Source organism: Parabacteroides sp. APC149_11_2_Y6 (assembly GCF_054506995.1).
The window spans coordinates 3,198,877-3,217,132 of sequence record NZ_CP173709.1 but is presented as its reverse complement, the minus strand read 5'-3'; the positions used below and the strand labels follow the sequence as shown (position 1 = coordinate 3,217,132).

The following is an 18,256-nucleotide window of genomic DNA, read 5'->3' as shown; positions in this document are numbered from 1 at the left end:
GTATAGAAGCATCCCCTAAAACCCGAGATTATATGAGTTGCAACGACTTTCGCGGCACCACTTTTTTTTGTTTCCCCTAATATTTAACGTAGTCTACGCAGAACTTAATTAATAAAAATGCAAAAGGAACCGCCTTACAAGTCGAAGACAGTTCCTTTTTAATATTAAAATTCGTATCCTTATCCGAGGGTATTTGCCCTCCTTTTTTTAAGATGCTGTTTTATTATTCGATATTCTTCCTGATTTTGGTCAAATACGCTTTCATCGCATCCGAATCTTTATCTTTGATAATATCCTGAAGGATGGATAATTCTTCCTGGATACGTTCAATTTGTTTCGGAGTACGCGGGTTGAAAAGAATTTCGGTCAATAAATAATCATCTTCCGACAGCAAGCCGCGGGCAATCTTCATATGACGTTTGAAGGTGGTACCCGGAGCGTCCTGATGTTTCATTGTTGCAGCGAATACCATTGTGGAAGCAAACGGGATACCTAATGAATAGGCTACCACCTTGTCATGTTCATCAAACGTATATTCGCAGATGTGCAGACGCAGGCTGGCATAGATATCTTTAAAGAAGATTTTCCCCAGATGGTCTCCTTCGGAAATGATAATTGTATTCTCTTTTTCCAATTGTCCAAGATTGGCGAAAGTAGGACCGAACATCGGGTGAGTGGAAACATACGGGAATCCGCATGTCTCATAGAACTCTTTTAAATGAGTCTTCACGGATGCGATATCTGAAATAATGCAGTACGGTTGCAAGTACGGCATAATACTTTTGAAAGCCTCAATCGTATAACTCAGCGTCACACAGTTGATAACAAGTTCGGGAGCAAACTCCGCCACTTCTTCCGGCTTTTGCAAGCGCAGGGCATTATATATAAACCGCATCCGTTTCGGATCACTTTCCAGTACGGCTACTTCATGTTGAAAGCTAAGCAAGTCGGTGAAGAAAGAACCCATCTTTCCGGCACCCAGTATTAATATCTTCATTTTGTTTTAGTTATAGCCTTTTTTTAATTGACAGTTGACAATTGACAGTTGACAGTTATTTCGGCTTTCAGCCGATTTGTACACAGAGTGCGAAGCCCAACTGTCACTTGTCAACTGTCAACTGTCACCTGATTCTACTCGTTCATTATAATCATTTGCTGACGTACAGATTCTTCATGAATCTCTTTCAGTATCTCTTTTACAAATTCGGTGTTCAGATCCATTTGTTCACCCATGCTGGAACGTTTTTCCAGGATTTCGCTGTAACGCGGTGATTGTAAGATAGGCATGTTATGCTCTTTCTTGTAGATACCGATTTCACGGGAGATGCGCATACGTTTGGCAAGAAGTTCCAACAATTGTTCGTCGATACCGTCAATCTGGCGACGCAGTTCGCTAAGGTTTTCCGTTGTCTGGTTTTCGTTGCGGATAACCAGCAGGTTCAATACATAATCCAGTACATCCGGGGTAATCTGCTGTGAGGCATCGCTCAGCGCACAATCCGGGTTACAGTGAGATTCTATAATCAAACCGTCGAAGCTCAGGTCCATAGCCTGTTGGCATAAGGGAGCAACCAGTTCGCGTTTGCCACCGATATGGCTGGGGTCGCAGAATATTGGCAACTGAGGCATACGGCGACGCAGTTCGATAGGAATATGCCACAAAGGCAAATTACGGTAAATCTTTTTATCGTAAGAACTGAAACCACGGTGGATCGCACCTAAACGACGGATGCCGGCATTGTATAAACGTTGGAAAGCACCAATCCACAATTCCAAATCCGGGTTTACCGGGTTCTTAATCAATACGGGAATATCAACGCCCTTCAAAGCATCTGCAATTTCCTGTACGGCAAACGGGTTCACTGTTGTACGTGCACCAATCCACAATACGTCGATACCTGCTTTCAATGCTTCGAACACATGGTCTTTTGTAGCAACTTCGGTTGCCACATACATGCCTGTTTCTTTCTTTACGCGTTTCAGCCATTGCAGCCCTTCTGCACCGATACCTTCGAAACCTCCCGGTTTGGTACGGGGTTTCCAAATACCGGCACGGAATAATTTCACGCCTCTGTCGGCAAGCCCTTTGGCGGTTTCCATTACCTGTTCTTCTGTTTCGGCACTACAAGGGCCGGCTATAACAATCGGACGTTGGGGGTCTACACCCGGTAATAATATTGATTCTAAATTCATTTCCATCTTGATGACTTATTATTTTGTTTTCTATGCTTCTGATTATAAACTTTCAATTCTTTTCAATGCCTCTGCCAGCGTTTCGTTTTTACAGCAGAGAGAAATACGGATGTATCGTTCGCCACGGCTTCCGAATATAAATCCGGGGGTCAGGAAAACATTCGCACCATACAGTACCTTGTTGGCAATCGCTTCGCTGCCTTCCGCATCAGCCGGGATTTTACCCCAGAGGAACATGCCCACCTGCTTTTCATCAAATTCGCAACCTAAAGCGTGCATAATCTGGCCGGCAAGGTCTCGGCGGCTCCGATACGTACGGTTCATAGTGTCGTACCATTCTTTCGGTGCGCTCAGGGCTTCGACTGCTGCATACTGCATCGGTTTGAACTGTCCCGAGTCGATATTGCTCTTTACTTTCAATATCCATTGTACGAATTGTGCATTGGAGGCAAGCATTGCCATACGCCAGCCCGGCATATTGTGGGCTTTACTCATAGAGTTCAGTTCGATACAGATGTCTTTTGCACCCGGAACACTCAGTATGCTGATAGGATGTTCGTTCAGGATGAAACTGTATGGGTTGTCGTTGCAGATGATGATGCCATGTTTGCGTCCGAAAGCTACCAGCTTTTCATAAAGTTCCATACTTGCATTGGCTCCGGTAGGCATGTTCGGATAATTAGTCCACATCAGTTTTACGTTCGACAAATCCATTTTTTCCAGTACTTCGAAATCCGGTTGCCAGCCCAGTTCTTCTTTCAAATCGTAGTAAACCAGATTTGCTTCTACCAATTTACTAACCGAGCTATACGTCGGATATCCCGGGTTGGGAACCAGCACGCCGTCGCCCGGATTCAGGAATGCCAGCGAAATGTGCAGGATACCTTCTTTGGAACCAATCAGCGGTTGGATTTCAGTCTTCGGATCTAAATCTACGTTATACCACTTCTTATACCAGTCGGCGAAACCTTTGCGCAGTTCAGGGATACCCACATAAGGCTGATAACCGTGCTCGTTGGAATGGCGGGCATGTTCACACAGTGTTTCAATTGTCTTTTCCGAAGGTGGAAGATCCGGACTGCCCACGCCCAGATTAATCACGTTCTTACCTGCTGCGTTCATTTCAGCAACTTCTTTCAATTTCTTAGAGAAATAGTACTCTTGTACGCTGCCTACCCGGTTTGCAGGTGTAACCTTACATACTTTGTCTTCCTTCTGCATATTCGCCTAAAATTTTTAAATCCTTTGTTAATGGTCTGATCGCATCCAGCGCTTGTTTGTAGCGGGTGAAATCTGTGAAAGTGAGGTCTATATAAAATAAATACTCCCATTCCCGTCCGATGATGGGCAACGATTGTATTTTGGAAAGATTCATATCGTAAAAAGAGAGAACGGAAAGAACTTTGGAAAGGCTGCCGGCGGTGTGGGGAAGTGCAAATACGAGGGAGGATTTGTTGATGTCGGTTCCGTGTAGCATATCTTCCGCCGTCCAACGGTCTGCTATTATCAGGAAACGGGTGAAGTTACGCTTATTTGTTTCAATTCCTTCGGCAAGCACTTCCATCCCGTATATTTGGGCGGCAAGTTTACCGCAGATAGCAGCGTGTCCTTCCAGTTTGTTTTCGGCAATCCACCGGGCGCTTAACGCCGTATCCTCTTTCTCCACTACTTTGGCATGAGGCAGGGTGTCGAGGAAATCACTGCACTGCATCAGGGCTATCGGGTGGGAGTTCACTTCCGTAACATCATGGATGGAAGTTCCCGGCAGGGCAACCAGCGAGTGGGAGATACGCAGCTTGTATTCGCCAATCACGCGTAGTTCGCTTTCCCGAATCAACTCATGGTTTTGCAGCAGGCTACCGGCAATCGTATTCTCAATAGCCATAATACCCAATACGGACGGGTCTTTTTTTATGGTTGCGATAACATCTCTGAATGTAAGGCAAGGAATAATCTCGACTTCATCCCCTTCAAAGTAATTGCGGCTGGCTATATCATGATAGGCGCCGGCTATTCCCTGGATTGCTACTTTCTTTTTCATTTTCTTTCGTTTTTTCTTTTTTCATCTGACGGATGTATATACGGCATAAAAAAAGTCCCACCGGAACGGCAGGACTTCATATTGTTTTATTGATATATACTTTCTATCATCAACGCTTTACATATAAATTCCTGCCTTCACTCTGCTAAAGTAAAAGTAATAAAAGAAATATGTAAAGCTAAATCGATTCATTTGTCTCGTTTGTTTTTTATACGGGGCAAAAGTAACGCTTTTTTGGAAACTACAAACAAAAAGTGATAATTTTTTTCTGAGAGAGGCAAAATAAAATCATTTATCGTTCTTTCAGCTCCCGTTTAATCAATCGGCGAATCGCCCGGTAAGTAGGATGAATGGCATATTTGGGGCGGATATTGCTTTCTTTCACCATAAAGGCGAGCAGGCAAAACAAGGCGAGTAAAGCCAGCCAACCGTATAACTCTTTCATCGAAACCATCAGTGCCTGTTTTTGCAGTGCACCGTATAGTTCGCCGGGAAATAATTGATTGGCAAGCGGATTGACATTATCCAGACCGGCGCCCAGTAATAAAGCGTTTTTCTTCATCGCCGCTTTGAGGGCATGTTCGAGAATGGCAGAACCTAAGACTCCCCCGAAGCCCGCACTCACAAATGATTGTATTGTGATGGCCTGGAAGAAATTCTCGAAAGGGACCCGCGACAAAACCGTAAGGAAACAAATGGCAATGATGACGTACCCGAAGCTCCGCAGAAATATAGGAAATACCAATGATTCTTTGGACTGGTTGTAATCTATATTAAAGTAGAATAACATCAGATAACCGGTGATTGCCGAAAAAGCGATAACGGTCATTGTCTTATAACTCCATTTGCGAAGGGCAAAGGTACGGTAGGTAAGGAATGCCCCGGTTACAATCCCCAGCAAAACAATCCAGTTCATGGAAACCGTATTTAAAGAATCATATCCTAAAACGCCTTCCATATAAATATGTTCCAGCAAATGGGAGGGGGCAAGCAACAAGTCTATTACGATGTAAAGCAGAAAAGTCATATAGACTACATCGAACTTCCAGGTTGCAAGCTGGATAAACGGATGCCGTATAAATGACGCCCTCCAAAGGTTCAACAACAAAGTAATTATACCCATAACTGCCGCCATCCGTATGTAGACAGACTCGAACCATTCATAATGTTCTCCATACACACAGATAAAGATAATACACATTACCGTCAGTCCCCACAGTAGTGCACCCATCCAATCGATACCGAAAAGGGGAAGTTTCCGCATGAACCGTTCGCCCCGGAAAAGAATCAGCGTGGCAAGCATTACCAGTCCGAGCAGCCCGATGGCAGCCCAATGCATATATTCCCACTTTGCCCAGAAAGAAGTATAAATGGTTATCAGCCCGGATAACTGGATACAGCTTTGTACCAGCAAGTAAATATAGCAGAAGAAGATGGATAAATCCCGTTTGGGGGTAAGCCATAACTGGATGGTAGAGTTACATTCGAAAGTAGCCCACATCCTGAAGATCCCGGCTATAAAGCAAGCTGCCACCAAGACCGGAACACTACGGGTGTACATGCAAATCAGGTTACATAAGATGATGACAGTACCGCAAGTAAGGAATGCCACTTTAGAAGTAAAGCGGAACTTCAACCGGAACATAATCGCAAAGGTCAGTCCCATCCCTACCATAGAAGCATACCCAGCCATCATAATATCTTCCTGCATCAAAGCCATCGAGCCCACCATCTCGCTGACCGCAGCCAGATAAACACCGCCTGAAAGCTGGAAAACAATGACAAAGAGGATTATAATCCACGGTTTAACTTTCTCCGGTATGAAATTGCGGATGGCCGGAATAGAAAAAGGTCCTGTTTCGTGCATTGAATTAATAGTTTACCACACATTCTACATTCATGCCTGCACGAAGCCTGCTTAAATCTTCCAGTCTGTTTTCTCCGGAGAACTCGATACGGATGGGAATGCGCTGTTCCACTTTGATGAAGTTTCCGGCGGAATTATCCTGGGGGATGAGAGAGAAGCTCGCGCCGGTAGCGCGTGATATGGATTTGACAGCCCCTTTGAATGTAATGCCGGGAACAGCATCCACTTCAATATCCACCGGCAGGCCTTCGTTTATATTTGCCGTTTGGGTTTCCTTATAATTGGCAACAATCCATATGTCGTTGGCATCTACAATATCTACCAGGGTTTGTCCGGGTTGTATCAACTGTCCTTCCTGGATATTCTTTCTTCCGGTAGTACCGTCGCAAGGAGCAACAATCACCGTATAGGAAAGATTCAGTTTGGCTAAGTCCACAGCAGCAGCAGCCAGTTTGATACCGGCTTCTGTCTGGTCCAGGCGCTGGGTTTGTTCCTGTTTAACCAGCGAAGTGGATTGTTTCTGGCGCAGAAGCAGTTCGTATCTGGCTTTCGATGCTTCATAGTTTGTTTTGATAGCGTCGTATTGTTGCTGGGTGACCGCTTCCTGTTCATGGAGCTTTTTATACCGGTTATATTCTCTTTCCGCATTGTCCAGACGTATTTTGGCTTCTTCGATTCCAGCATCCGAAACAGAAAGATTGTTTTGTGTAGTGTGGATAGTCGTGGTCATCGCCGATTTGCCGGACAGTGCATTCTGGTAGTCCGCTTCTGCCTGTGCAAGGCGGTAACGAAATTCCGTATCTTCGATAACCGCCAGTGTATCTCCTTTCTGTATGGTCTGGTATTCGTCAAAATAGATTTTGGAGATAAAACCCTGTACACGTGAGTTTACCGGGACAATCAATTGCTTGATTTGTGCATTGTCCGTATATTCCACATTGCCCAGATGGATAAAGCGGGCGCTTACCCAGGCGATGCCACCGATTATTAATAATCCGACAACAATATTATAAATTAGTTTCTTCGTTTTCTTCTTCATTGCTTTATGATGTTTAATAGGTTTCTTATAAGTTTCCGGCAGCCTTTTTCAGTTTATAATAATTGAAAAGGATGTTGATGCGTGCATTTGCCACTTGTAGTTCCGCACTTAGTTTGGAGTTGCTGGCATCCAGCATGTCGGTAATCAGTGCCAGTTCATTCAGGTAACGGTTGTTTACCACTTCGTAGTTTTGTTCGGCCAGTTCGAGGCTCTTCATCTGAGTATCGTAGATGGTGAACGATTCGGCAAAACGGACATGGGCCGCCTTGATTTGCGTTTGTATGTTTTCTTGAAGCAACTCCCGGCTTTCTATCGCTTTCCGGGTGGATAACCGGGCCTGGCGGGTTTTCTTGTTTGTTTTGTAGAGGGAGGCTATATTGTACTTGATACCGACCCCTACATACCAATAATTAAAATTCTTGTCGATGGGAGGAACCTCAATGGTTATCGGTCCGTCCAGATGGTCGCCGGCAAACAGGGCAACAGACGGCAGACGTTCCGCTTTGGTTATTTTCTCATTCTGCTTGGAGATGTCGATACCCAACTGGGCTTGTTTCAGCAAAGGGGAAACCTCTGTGGCGGTTTCCTGCCAGTGCGCTTCCGCCATCAGTAACGGCAACTGGTCTGCTATGGATGTTTCGATATCAATCACAGTTTCCTGCGGAAGCCCCAGGACGGTAATGAGTTGGTTGTTGATAATAACCCGGGAGTTTTGTACCTGGGTTAACGCCAGTTCGAGCGATTTTAGTTGCAGCTCATACCGGGTGATATCGTTTTTCAATGCAAGCCCTTCACTTTGTTTGGCTTTGATATCCGATAAGAGCCGTTGGGTCTGCTCGATATTTTTCATGTAGACTTCCGCCTGGTTTTGCAGTTTGTATAGTTCCAGATAGTTTCCGACCAGCAGGAAACGGATATCCTGCCTGTTGTTTTCTTTATCCAGCCGGGCTATTTGTTGTTGCAGCTTGGCAATAGCAATTCCTCCGGTAATAGCTCCCCCTGCATAAACAACCTGTGTGGCCTCTACCGCAAAGTTGTTGCTGAAATGAGGCATAGGTGCATTGGTTCCGTTTGAAAAATTACGGTCTGCCATCCAACCGTCTCCTAAATAACTGGCGGACAGTGAAACGTCGATGGAAGGGAGCAACTGGTTTTTGGCAACCTTGACGGCTTCCTGAGCTTCTTCCTCTGCGAAACCGGCCGTGCGGATGCTCTTACTGTTTAATTCGGCTAAATTGAACATTTGCTCGATACTTAACTTCTGGTGCTGAAGATTTTGCGCAAACGAGGTACCTGAGCTACAGAGTATGAATACCCATATAGCCCCTCTGAACATTCTCATATGTTTCTTTTGATTTACTGTTTATTAATCTTGCTCAAATTCGAGGACAAAGTACGGAAAAATCGAAAGGGTTTGAAAGTTTCAAAATACACGGAATTGGTTTAATTTGGACATATCCGGGCTTTAAATTACCTTTGCCTCAGGATAAAACCAACAGAATGAAGAATACTATTCATATCAGAAATATAGTGGAAATACTACCTCCATCCGACTTTCAGGAAGGGGTAGGGAATAAAATAGCCCGTGTATCCTTGGATTGCCGGACGGTAAATTCGCAGTTGTCGGAAGCTATGTTCCTGAATGCGGCTATTGCCATATTGGTTTTATCTGGAACCGGCGTGTTGTCTGCCAATTATAAGTCGCATACGATTCAGCCTGATTCTATCCTGTTATTATCTGCCTCCCATTTATTTAAATTGAGTGATTGCAGCGACGATTTTAAATGCTTGTGTTTGTTCGTCAGTAAGGAATTTATGGAAGAGATGGATTCAACGGATATGATTTACAAGCGGATTAAATACGGGGTCCGGCTCTTTAACGCCCCGGTTGTCCGTTTAAATCCGGACCATACCCGTTTATTGGAAAAGAGGATACATGCCGTAGGCGAAGCTATCGGCAATACGAAGCATCTGTATTATAAAGAGATGGTATTGAACTGCCTGTTTACCTTTTATCTGGATTTGAGTGATATTATAGACCGGCAATTGAATTTTTACGAAGAAGGATGCCTGAACCGTTATGAAAGTCTGATAAAGTCTTTTATCGAATTATTAATCAACAAGTATCGCAAAGAGCATAAAGTGGAGTTTTATGCATCCGAATTGAATGTCTCCGCCCATTACCTGACACTGATAGTAAAGCGTGTCACGGGACAGAGTGTCTGCGATTTTATCTTTGAGATGCTATACAGCGATGCCCGTACTTTATTGATTCATTCCAAATTATCCATACAAGAGATAACCGTTCTTTTAAACTTCTCCGACCAATCTTCCTTCGGCAAGTTTTTCAAACGCAAATCGGGTGTTTCTCCGGCTGATTTCCGAAAGAACGGAATATGAAAATGTTTGTGTTTTGCTTTATTGGTTGACACTTTGATGAGATAATCTCCCTTTCGCTGACTCAGCATATGCGGATGACCGCTGTTTTAGGGAAAAGATGGCTCTTTTTTGCGCTAAAAAGGAGTTATTTCATACAATCCGGCACCTTTTTTCATTTACCCTGAGGGTAATTTCAATTAGTACCGCTACTAATTCCAACTGTCTGCGGACCAAAATACAACTATTTGCGCGGACAAAGCACCTATATTTTGACTTTAAAACATATATGTTTCGATTTCAAACCATATATGCTTTGTTTTTAGATGTTATTAAGCATGGACACAGTTCTGGAATGGTCGGAAAACCAAACTTTGTGCAGATATTAAATAGATTATTATTCCGGAAAAATGACAATAATATGATTAGACGCGGATGACGCAGATAAACGCGGATTAATACATATTATATGTTTTTTAATCCGCGTTTATCTGCGTCATCCGCGTCTAATAAATAAATTCCGCGTCCTATCTTTTAGCTACCTAAAATCCATCTGTACCAACAAACTGATAAAGCTGAACTCCGCGAGAGCAGCCTATTTATAATGCCTCCTGTGTCTGTATCCATAGAATCCGCGTATTCAGGGGATGTTTTGTCATTTTGACACTTTGCCGGATACGTAAGGGCGAATCAACACCGGACCCAATAGCCCTGAAGTCTGTAAAGGTGAATCCTTATCCCAATGTTTCCAGGTAGCAAACGTGGCATGTCGGGAAGGTGCTTTCGAACCATTCAGTAACCAGTCCGGCCAATGCTTGGGAGGATAGCTGCGATTGTCCGGATATCGCTCGTCACCAATCAACCGGTTAGGCCATAAATTGGTAACCCGTATTTCTATTTCATTCATACCTTCTTTTATTGCTTGGCTGATATCCATGCGATACGGAGCTTTCCATGTCACGCCTAAACCTTTCCCGTTGACAAACACTTCTGCCATAACTCCAACATCTCCTAAATCCAGTTCCAACAAACGGGCTTGCCGGATAAGTGTGGCAGGCACGAAGAATTGTTTCCGGTAAGCAGCCGTACCCGAAAAATAACGAATCCTTTCATCGGGGATTTTCGTCCACGACATTAATCTTTCGAATGTTGCATGAAAAGGAGTATCCAGTTTGGAAGTAAAGAGGATATCCCAGTTGCCTGCCAGTTTAATCGGTTCTGGTACCGAGTTCACTTCTATCCGTTTCTCTTTGCCCGTAGAGGTGGTATAGATGAGTTTTCCGGGAGATGGAGTTATCCATACCGGTTTACCCTCTTCCCATACCAGTTTAGGGGCTGGCGTACTCTCTATCAGTTTCAACTCTTGTCCCTGGGGAACGGTCAATTCCCGTATTTCACCTTTGGCTTCGTACGTTAACCGAAGTTCCTTTCCCGGTTCCTTGACAGAGCGGGAGTTGTCTCCGGTTAAGGCATCGTCGACCGGAATGATATATTGCCCGTTGGCAATCAGAGAAGACAAATAAGCCGTCACATCGGATGCCGGAGTATATACCGGGATACTTTTGAGCCGGCGGTCGAACTTACCATATGCAGCCTTTATCACTTTTAGTTCCTCTGCCGGATTCGCCTTTACGGCAAACGGTTCGTTTTCCAGGATGCTGGCCTGTTTATGTTGATTCCCTATTTTATATTCCACCCTTAGTTCTTTAATGGAGCCGGGGGCCGGGTCGCACGATGCAAGATGATTGCCGGCGGAAACTTGTATCTGGCCCTGCCGGATTTGTTTGTTCAATGCCTCGGTGACGTCGGCCAGTCCGTTCGGGAAAAATGTACCGTATTCGGCTTTGATAATCTTCAGTTCGGGCAAAGGCGTTATTTGCTGCGGGAGAAGCTCCATCTTTGTTCGGACAATGTGCTCGGTTGCCGGTTTGCGGAAAACAACAAAGAGCGAACCTTCCGGGTCAAACGGGATGGGAACTGTTGTCGTTCCGTCTGCATGGCTTTGCCATACGGCGGCATCTTTGATTTCTCCCGTTAGCGGGTTCCATATTTCCGGTTGTTTGCCGGAAATCCGGAAACGGCAGGTGTCCAGGAAACCTACCTTCTGAGAGTTTACAATAAAGTAGATGTCCGCATCATCCGTAATCCGGTGGACAAAACTGAATGCCTTGCCGGTTACCTTCGCAGAACAGTCGGGAACCAATCCTTTCTTATCCAGTATTTCCCGGATGGAACAGTCGGTAATCCAATGGTTCTCCCATAGCTCATCCGCCAGGCGGGCAACTTGTTTATCGCATTGGGGATATCCGCATAAGCTGGGGGAATGTTGCGGCTTCGGTCCGATAATTGTAGCACCGGCCTTGGCAAGTTCGCCTATCTTTTGTAGTAATTCCGGGGTTATCCATTTCGTTTCCGGTAGAACCATAATCCGGTACTTTCCTCCAACCGGCGTATAAATCCAGCCATCCTTTACGGTTAAAGAAGCCATATTGGGTGTTCCTATCAAATCGTAGTCGTAACCTGATTCCCTGATTTCCGGTTTTAGAATGGCGTCATTCGGAGATGATTCGCCGGCAAAGACTAAAATATCGGCTGCATACCGTCCTTGTTGAAGCAGGAATTGGGAGCGGGATAGATAATTCAGGAAAGCTGTGCTTTGTTCCCACCAGGTATTCAATCGGTTGAAGTCGAAACCGTAGGTTCCTAATGTCATACCGGGAGCAGCATTCCAGGGTTGATGCACATAGGTATGGAATATCAAACGGTTGATTCCTTCCGTCCAGGCTCTGTCTCCAATCGGTTTGAGGCTTGCCGGATGGTCCGACCATCCGCCCAGGTTGGTAAATGATTCGGCTCCTACAAAAGGTTTGCCGTTTATATGTGCCGCAGAAGCAACAAATTTAGGAGAATCGAAAAAGATATTCTCGCCGGACCAGAATTCACTCATCACAATATCTCCCATAGCCCCGACCTGTAAACATTCGAAGGGTCCGCCATACGGTTCTATGGAAAGTTTTAATCCGGTCTGATGGCAAAGTTCCCTGAAATAACCGTAATAGTTCTCCGCCATCAGGTCGCCGATGGTCCGCCGGAAGTCCCAGAGAAAACGTTCCGTAATTTCTCCGCTATCTACATAATACCCAGCCAATGCCGGCAAGTAGGAGAGGCAGTCATATCCGCGAAGCCGTTTAAAGGCATCCCTGAAACCGGATGTCCAGTTATTACAGCCGACCTCGTAACTGTCGATAATGCAATTGACGAGAGTCGTGCCTGCCAGTGAACCCAGTTTATCCAGAATCGGTTTGATGCCGCCTTGCCAGTAAACATCTACTGCTGCGCGGCTCATTTTATCACATTCCAGTCCGCGTCCGCCGATGACGGCAGGATGGTTTTCTTCCCCATTAGGCGTATGCCCCAACCGTAAGATAATCCAGTCGCCTTTCGGGGCATCCCATTCTAAGGTACCGTCACTTGCCAATTTGGAAGTCAGGTTCAGTATCCGGTTTTTATCTACCAAAGCCGGTTGAGGGATTTCTTTTGTATCCGGTTCCAAATGATTCCGGAAAGAGTGGCCGGATAAAGATTTTAAAGCCAGATCATCAATCTTTGTTTCCTGTTGCGGCTTGGGAAATGCCAGGACGGCAATGTCTTTGTAATAATTCAATTTGGTAGGGGGTAAGGGTAATTTCCCTTTGAACCTGTTTCCGCCTTTGTGCTGTACTTCACTGTAAACAACCGTTTGCATGGCATGTTCGGGAGTGACCCACGGTCCGCCGCTTGAAGACCAGCCGGCTCCGTTATGGAATCCGATTTCAAGTCCTAAACGTTGAGCCTCCTGCACGGCGAACTTAAAAAGCTCCAGCCATTCAGGACTCAGGTATGTGACAGGTCCTTCCGGATAACCCATATCTCCGTTAAATATTTGGGCTTCTTGGATTCCGACCCGTTGCATTGCTTCCAAATCGGCGGTAATCCCTTCTTTGGAAATATTCCCGTTCAACCAGTGCCACCAGGTACGTACCTTAGCCGAAGCCGGTGGATTGGTAAAGCCTGCCCGTAAAGAATCACTGGCAAGCACATCAACAGTGCTTGCCAGTAAACTCAAACTTACTAAAAGTATATATTTGATTCGATTCATATTCATAAACTGCATGTAATCTGATAATGTCCGGATTGTATTTGGAACGTATTCAGTTCATCGGATTGTTCCTTGTTGATAGATACTGTTTTCGCTTCAACCGGCAAAGTCAATGTAGCTTCGCATCCTACCGGTATGTAAATATCCATATTGAAGGAAGTATCTGTTTTTTCCCATTTTACTTTTAAAGGTCCGTAAGGCGTATCTTTTGAAACATCTACCCAAGTAAGCCCGTTTACCAACTGGGGTTGGATAAATACATGTTTGTATCCCGGAGCCTTTTCGTCCGGCAGAATACCGCCTAATGCCTGATAGAACCAGGAACCGATACCGTTATAGCAATTGTGGATATGGCTGCGTTCTCCATTCCAGTGTTCCCAGGTCGTTGTCGCCCCGTTATCCAGCATATAGAGATAACCCGGATAATCTCTTTTCTTCAACATCTTATACATGAAATCGGCTTGCCGGTTCTTTACCGCCCATTCCGTAATCACGGGAATGCCGACTAATCCGGTTGACAAATGTCCTTTAAAGCGTTCTGCCGTAACGCTGAACAAGGTATTCAGTACCTTCGGTAACTCTTCCTGTGGTGTGGCGCCGGCTAACATCGGATAAATCAAATCAATCTGGGTTCCTGTCGAGTAGCTTTGCTTTTCCGGGTCGTAAAACGTTTTATGAATGAGTGCTTTCAGGTTTTCAGCTTTTTCCTTGTAGGGTTGTATATCCTGGCTTTTCCCTAAAACTTCGGCTATTTTGGCCATTGTCTGGTAACAAACCACCATAAAGCTGTTGTTCACGACATCGATTGACATCGGATTGGTCTGGTCTATTCCTATAGGCGTTGCCCAGTCGCCCAGATACCAGTTGCGGTATTCCGTACTCGGCCAGGGTCTTAATAACCCGTCCGGCGAATATTTTTGGGCGTATCCCAACCACTGTTGCATATACGGATAGTAACGTTCCAATAAACGGCGGTCTCCATAATTTACATACGTCTGCCATGAACCGGTAATAATGAATCCGCACCAATACGGGCCGCCGCCAGCTGAGAATGGATTCGGTGCCGTGTGAGGCATACTGCCGTCTTCGCGAATGCAATCCGCCCATGCCTGCATCCAGTTGGTATAAAGAGGCGCCATATTAAACATCGTCTGTATGGTTAAAGTCGAGGCATTGCCGTCTCCACCGTACCCTAATCTTTCAACATGCGGGCAGTCTACCATATCACCACCCAGAGTCAGGCAGCCTAATGTGTAGTGTATCATTTGATGGATTGCATTCAGATCTTTATCCGAAGAAGAGAAAGAGGAATTTCCGTCATAATCCGTGTGAATCAGGCAAGCTGTAATATCCGATAATGCCGGTACTTCTTTCAGGTTGGATATTTTCAGATAACGGTAAGCATGATAATTGAATTTGTTGGTGAAGGATTCGTTTTCCTGGCCGGAGGCGATATACATATCACAGTTTGAATTGTCTCTGAACTGGCCTTTTTCATCCAGGAAATCGCAATAGCTTATTTGTATCTTTTGTCCCTTTTCCAAACGGGGGAATTTAATCTTTGTCCAGCCGGTGAAATTGGTTCCCATATCGAAAGTCCAGGTTTTATCGCCTGCCGGCTTGAATGAAACCGGATGGAACTCTTTTTGTATCCGGTTCGGTTCAACCATCTGTGGGGTGGTAGGATGGGAAGGAATAATTACCTCTTTGGTTGCTCCCCAAGTGGCTTTGTTCAAAGATTTGGCTGTTAAATCCGGAAGGAATTTGGAGGCGTCTACAATCTCTCCACCTAACTGATATTTTCGCCAGGTCGATTCGTATCCGCTTTCCCGGGCAGTCCAAGAGTCATCTGTTATTAAAGAAGTAGTCCAGTTACCTTCTTTTTCGGTTTCCAACTGGGCACGGACAAACGGGCCGCCTTCTATCACACCGGGCAGGTCTCCATGATACCAGCCTTGTCCTAACCAGATAACCAGATTGTTTTCTCCTTTTTTAAGGAATTTGGCTATATCGTAGGTTACGGATAATGACCGTTTGTTGAACTGGGATACGGCAGGAGCCAATACGGCGTCACTTACCGGTTGCCCGTTCAGATAAACTTCGTGGTATCCTAAAGAATTTACGTGCAGTAAGGCTTTTTGTCCGTCATTATTCCATTCGAATGTTTTCCGGAACTGGGGAGAGCAGGGTGGCTCCTGTTCGTAACTTATGCCGATGTATTTGGCTTTCCAATCATTTTCATTCAGGAGCCCTACGGCAAAAGAAGCCGGTTTACTCCACGGGGTGGCATTTCCGTCTTCGTCCCATACGCGGACTTTCCAATAGGCAAAACTTTTGGAAGCTAACGGAGTTCCCTGATAGGCAACCCAGACGGATTCGTCCGAATCTTTCTTTCCGGAATCCCATAAATCCGTTTTTCCTTCGGACAAAAGTTTCTCTGAAGATGCGACGAGGATTTGGTAAGCGGTTTGTTTACTCCCCTGTTTGCCGGAGTGAAGCTGCCAACTAAAATGGGGCGATGTATTATCGATTCCCAACGGATTATCCAGTTCTTCACACTGTAGCTTCTCTATCTCCACAGACGAATTTGAATTACAGGAGATGACAACGAGCGCCACGAATAGCAGGCACACATTTCTAATTAAAAGGTTCTTCATATTAGCGGTTTTTTTAGATGTTTCAAAGATAGTGCAAGCCGGGACAGCCGCCTATCTTCTCTTTGTTTTTTCCTTTGAAACAAAGATAAGACATTTTGTTAAAAAAAAACAGGCTGTACCTTGACTTCCTGTGAATGAAAGGTACAGCCCTCAAAACTTACCAACCCGGATTCTGTTCCAGTTTCACATCTTTATTCGTGTCTATCACAGTCTGGGGAATCGGCCATAAATTAAATGTTTTATTTAAAGTGGTACGGGGATAATCCCAGTAAGCATACTTTTTAATACGGTCCACAGCAACGGTTCCGCCCATTCGCAATAAGGTATTCCAGCGGCATTCCTCATAAACCAGTTCTCTGGCCCGTTCATCCAGAATCAAATCCAGATTCACGTCGGCGGAAGAAACTCTATATTTACATTTAGCCCTGTCGCGCAACATATTGATATCCGAAGCAGCTCCTCCTGTGTCGCCTAATCTTAGTTTGGCCTCGGCTCTCAACAGAATGGTTTCCGGCAAACGAATCAGGTAATCGTCCCTGAAGCCATGCGAACGGTTTTCTCCGTCTTCAATGCCGACATATTTGTCGGGACCGACTTTGCAGGATATAGGATATAGCTGGGTCGTTGCCACATCATTCTTTTTACCGGAAGCATCTTCACGATACAGTACAGACCACGGGATCAGTTTGCCGTAGTAGGGAGTTCCCGGTACGTTTCCTAATATCGTGCGGCGAAAAACAGCATCGGAATTTCTCATATCTTCATTCCATTTGTCTTCATAAATCACATCCCGGGTATAGAAAGTAGGTTGCACGGCACAGGTTCCCAAACCTCCTACATCTTCCATGGAACCGGTTGCGTATTCACCTCCCTGGTCTCTGAATACCGGACAATAATATCCTGTGTATATCGTACCTTGGGCACCTTCCTGTTTGTATACGTCGTAATCGAACTGAGCCACCCAGATGGCTTCTTTGTTACCGGACTGGAAGTCTTGGTTTCCAACCTGGTACAGGTCCCAGAATACATTTCCTTCGATCTTGTGTCCGGCTTTTTCATACAGGTGGGCCTCTGTTTGTTCTGCATCTGTGCTGGCATAATAAAACTCAGGGTTTTCTGTTGCACGTGTTCCAAAACGTTCGGTCATCAGATTATATATTCCGCCGTCGATAACCGCATCTGCATATTCGACTGCTTTGGTATAAGCTGAAGTGGCATCACCTCCTTCTTCAGATAGCACAACCCCTTTGTCTATATATAATTGACATAAATTATGCTGGGCAGCGGCACGAACCAGTCTTCCGGCTTCGGAGGTCGTTTCCGGCAGGTCATTCAAGCAGTCTTCTAATTCATCTATGGCAAACTGATAGGTCTCCAGACGTGTGGAACGGGTGTAGTCGTAACGGGGTTCCGTAGTTAAATCCGTTACAATGGGGACACCTCCGAACAATTCGCCTAAATTACGGTAGGCGAATGCCCTGAAGAAACGTGCTTCCGCTATAATCCGGGCTTTTTCATCTTCTGATGCCCAAACTATATTTTCCAGATTTGCGGCTGCAAGTGCCGTATTGGCAATATTGATTAATTGATAAAACGCTGAATACGTGCAGAAAAAGCCTTTCGTTTGCGAATTTAGAATACTGTAGTCGTTGAAGCGGTTCCCTAAGCGGATTGTGGCAACATCATACATATCCGTACCATTTCCCAACCGGTAGGCATACCAGTCCAAATCCCAGTTTTCATGAGGGCAATAGATCAGGCGGACATGGGCGTAACAACTCGTAACAACCTGGTTAACCTGGCTCGACGTAGTAAAGATATTATCTATTGTATAAAAAGTTTCCGGATTTTCCGTTAGAAAAGCATTATCGTTACAACTGAACAGGAGAGAGGATAATGCTAATATTCCTATATTAATACTTGTTTTCATAACTGTATAGTATTA

At 45.0% G+C, this 18,256-nt stretch carries 11 protein-coding genes; 1 reads left to right on the top strand and 10 read right to left on the bottom strand.

Annotated elements, in window-relative coordinates:
* Window positions 1–223: 223 nt before the first annotated feature.
* From ACGE0T_RS13285 to ACGE0T_RS13255, 7 genes are all read right to left on the bottom strand, one after another.
* On the bottom strand, window positions 224–997 hold the full coding sequence (locus tag ACGE0T_RS13285) for a prephenate dehydrogenase (protein ID WP_459187108.1): 774 nt from the start codon (window positions 995–997) through the stop codon (window positions 224–226).
* Between the two features lie 134 nt (window positions 998–1,131).
* A complete protein-coding gene (locus ACGE0T_RS13280; RefSeq protein WP_459187107.1) occupies window positions 1,132–2,199 on the bottom strand; it encodes a chorismate mutase in 1,068 nt (355 codons plus the stop codon).
* 36 nt (window positions 2,200–2,235) lie between these two features.
* Window positions 2,236–3,414 (bottom strand): pyridoxal phosphate-dependent aminotransferase, encoded by a 1,179-nt coding sequence (locus tag ACGE0T_RS13275; RefSeq protein WP_459187106.1) that lies wholly within the window; start codon window positions 3,412–3,414, stop codon window positions 2,236–2,238.
* Complete coding sequence (locus tag ACGE0T_RS13270) at window positions 3,389–4,234, bottom strand: prephenate dehydratase (protein WP_459187105.1); 846 nt, start codon at window positions 4,232–4,234, stop codon at window positions 3,389–3,391. Before ACGE0T_RS13270 ends, ACGE0T_RS13275 begins: the two co-directional genes overlap by 26 nt.
* Window positions 4,235–4,526: 292 nt before the next feature.
* Window positions 4,527–6,101: a hypothetical protein gene (locus ACGE0T_RS13265; protein ID WP_459187104.1), complete on the bottom strand. Its 1,575-nt coding sequence runs from the start codon at window positions 6,099–6,101 to the stop codon at window positions 4,527–4,529.
* A 4-nt stretch (window positions 6,102–6,105) separates the two neighbouring features.
* The gene (locus ACGE0T_RS13260; RefSeq protein WP_459187103.1) at window positions 6,106–7,140 is read right to left on the bottom strand and encodes an HlyD family secretion protein; all 1,035 of its coding nucleotides are present in this window, start codon (window positions 7,138–7,140) and stop codon (window positions 6,106–6,108) included.
* Between the two features lie 25 nt (window positions 7,141–7,165).
* Window positions 7,166–8,482, bottom strand: coding sequence for a TolC family protein (locus ACGE0T_RS13255; protein WP_459187102.1), 1,317 nt, complete (start codon window positions 8,480–8,482; stop codon window positions 7,166–7,168).
* Window positions 8,483–8,640: 158 nt separating this feature from the next.
* Here ACGE0T_RS13255 and ACGE0T_RS13250 point away from each other — a divergent pair, with 158 nt between their 5' ends.
* Entirely contained in the window at window positions 8,641–9,540 is a 900-nt protein-coding gene (locus ACGE0T_RS13250) for a helix-turn-helix domain-containing protein (protein ID WP_459187101.1), read from the top strand.
* 631 nt (window positions 9,541–10,171) lie between these two features.
* Here the strand turns inward: ACGE0T_RS13250 and ACGE0T_RS13245 are convergent.
* From ACGE0T_RS13245 to ACGE0T_RS13235, 3 genes are all read right to left on the bottom strand, one after another.
* Complete coding sequence (locus ACGE0T_RS13245; RefSeq protein WP_459187100.1) at window positions 10,172–13,660, bottom strand: glycosyl hydrolase; 3,489 nt, start codon at window positions 13,658–13,660, stop codon at window positions 10,172–10,174.
* Complete coding sequence (locus tag ACGE0T_RS13240) at window positions 13,657–16,311, bottom strand: family 78 glycoside hydrolase catalytic domain (RefSeq protein WP_459187099.1); 2,655 nt, start codon at window positions 16,309–16,311, stop codon at window positions 13,657–13,659. The genes ACGE0T_RS13245 and ACGE0T_RS13240 overlap by 4 nt, the downstream gene beginning before the upstream one ends.
* 157 nt (window positions 16,312–16,468) lie before the next feature.
* Window positions 16,469–18,241, bottom strand: a complete 1,773-nt coding sequence (locus tag ACGE0T_RS13235; RefSeq protein WP_459187098.1) for a RagB/SusD family nutrient uptake outer membrane protein — start codon at window positions 18,239–18,241, stop codon at window positions 16,469–16,471.
* Window positions 18,242–18,256: the final 15 nt, after the last annotated feature.

What these genes read in the sequence shown, in the direction of transcription:
- ACGE0T_RS13285 (WP_459187108.1), bottom strand. Translation starts at nt 997, where the DNA reads ATGAAGATATTAATACTGGGTGCCGGAAAGATGGGTTCTTTCTTCACC.
- ACGE0T_RS13280 (WP_459187107.1), bottom strand. Translation starts at nt 2,199, where the DNA reads ATGGAAATGAATTTAGAATCAATATTATTACCGGGTGTAGACCCCCAA.
- ACGE0T_RS13275 (WP_459187106.1), bottom strand. Translation starts at nt 3,414, where the DNA reads ATGCAGAAGGAAGACAAAGTATGTAAGGTTACACCTGCAAACCGGGTA.
- ACGE0T_RS13270 (WP_459187105.1), bottom strand. Translation starts at nt 4,234, where the DNA reads ATGAAAAAGAAAGTAGCAATCCAGGGAATAGCCGGCGCCTATCATGAT.
- ACGE0T_RS13265 (WP_459187104.1), bottom strand. Translation starts at nt 6,101, where the DNA reads ATGCACGAAACAGGACCTTTTTCTATTCCGGCCATCCGCAATTTCATA.
- ACGE0T_RS13260 (WP_459187103.1), bottom strand. Translation starts at nt 7,140, where the DNA reads ATGAAGAAGAAAACGAAGAAACTAATTTATAATATTGTTGTCGGATTA.
- ACGE0T_RS13255 (WP_459187102.1), bottom strand. Translation starts at nt 8,482, where the DNA reads ATGAGAATGTTCAGAGGGGCTATATGGGTATTCATACTCTGTAGCTCA.
- ACGE0T_RS13250 (WP_459187101.1), top strand. Translation starts at nt 8,641, where the DNA reads ATGAAGAATACTATTCATATCAGAAATATAGTGGAAATACTACCTCCA.
- ACGE0T_RS13245 (WP_459187100.1), bottom strand. Translation starts at nt 13,660, where the DNA reads ATGAATATGAATCGAATCAAATATATACTTTTAGTAAGTTTGAGTTTA.
- ACGE0T_RS13240 (WP_459187099.1), bottom strand. Translation starts at nt 16,311, where the DNA reads ATGAAGAACCTTTTAATTAGAAATGTGTGCCTGCTATTCGTGGCGCTC.
- ACGE0T_RS13235 (WP_459187098.1), bottom strand. Translation starts at nt 18,241, where the DNA reads ATGAAAACAAGTATTAATATAGGAATATTAGCATTATCCTCTCTCCTG.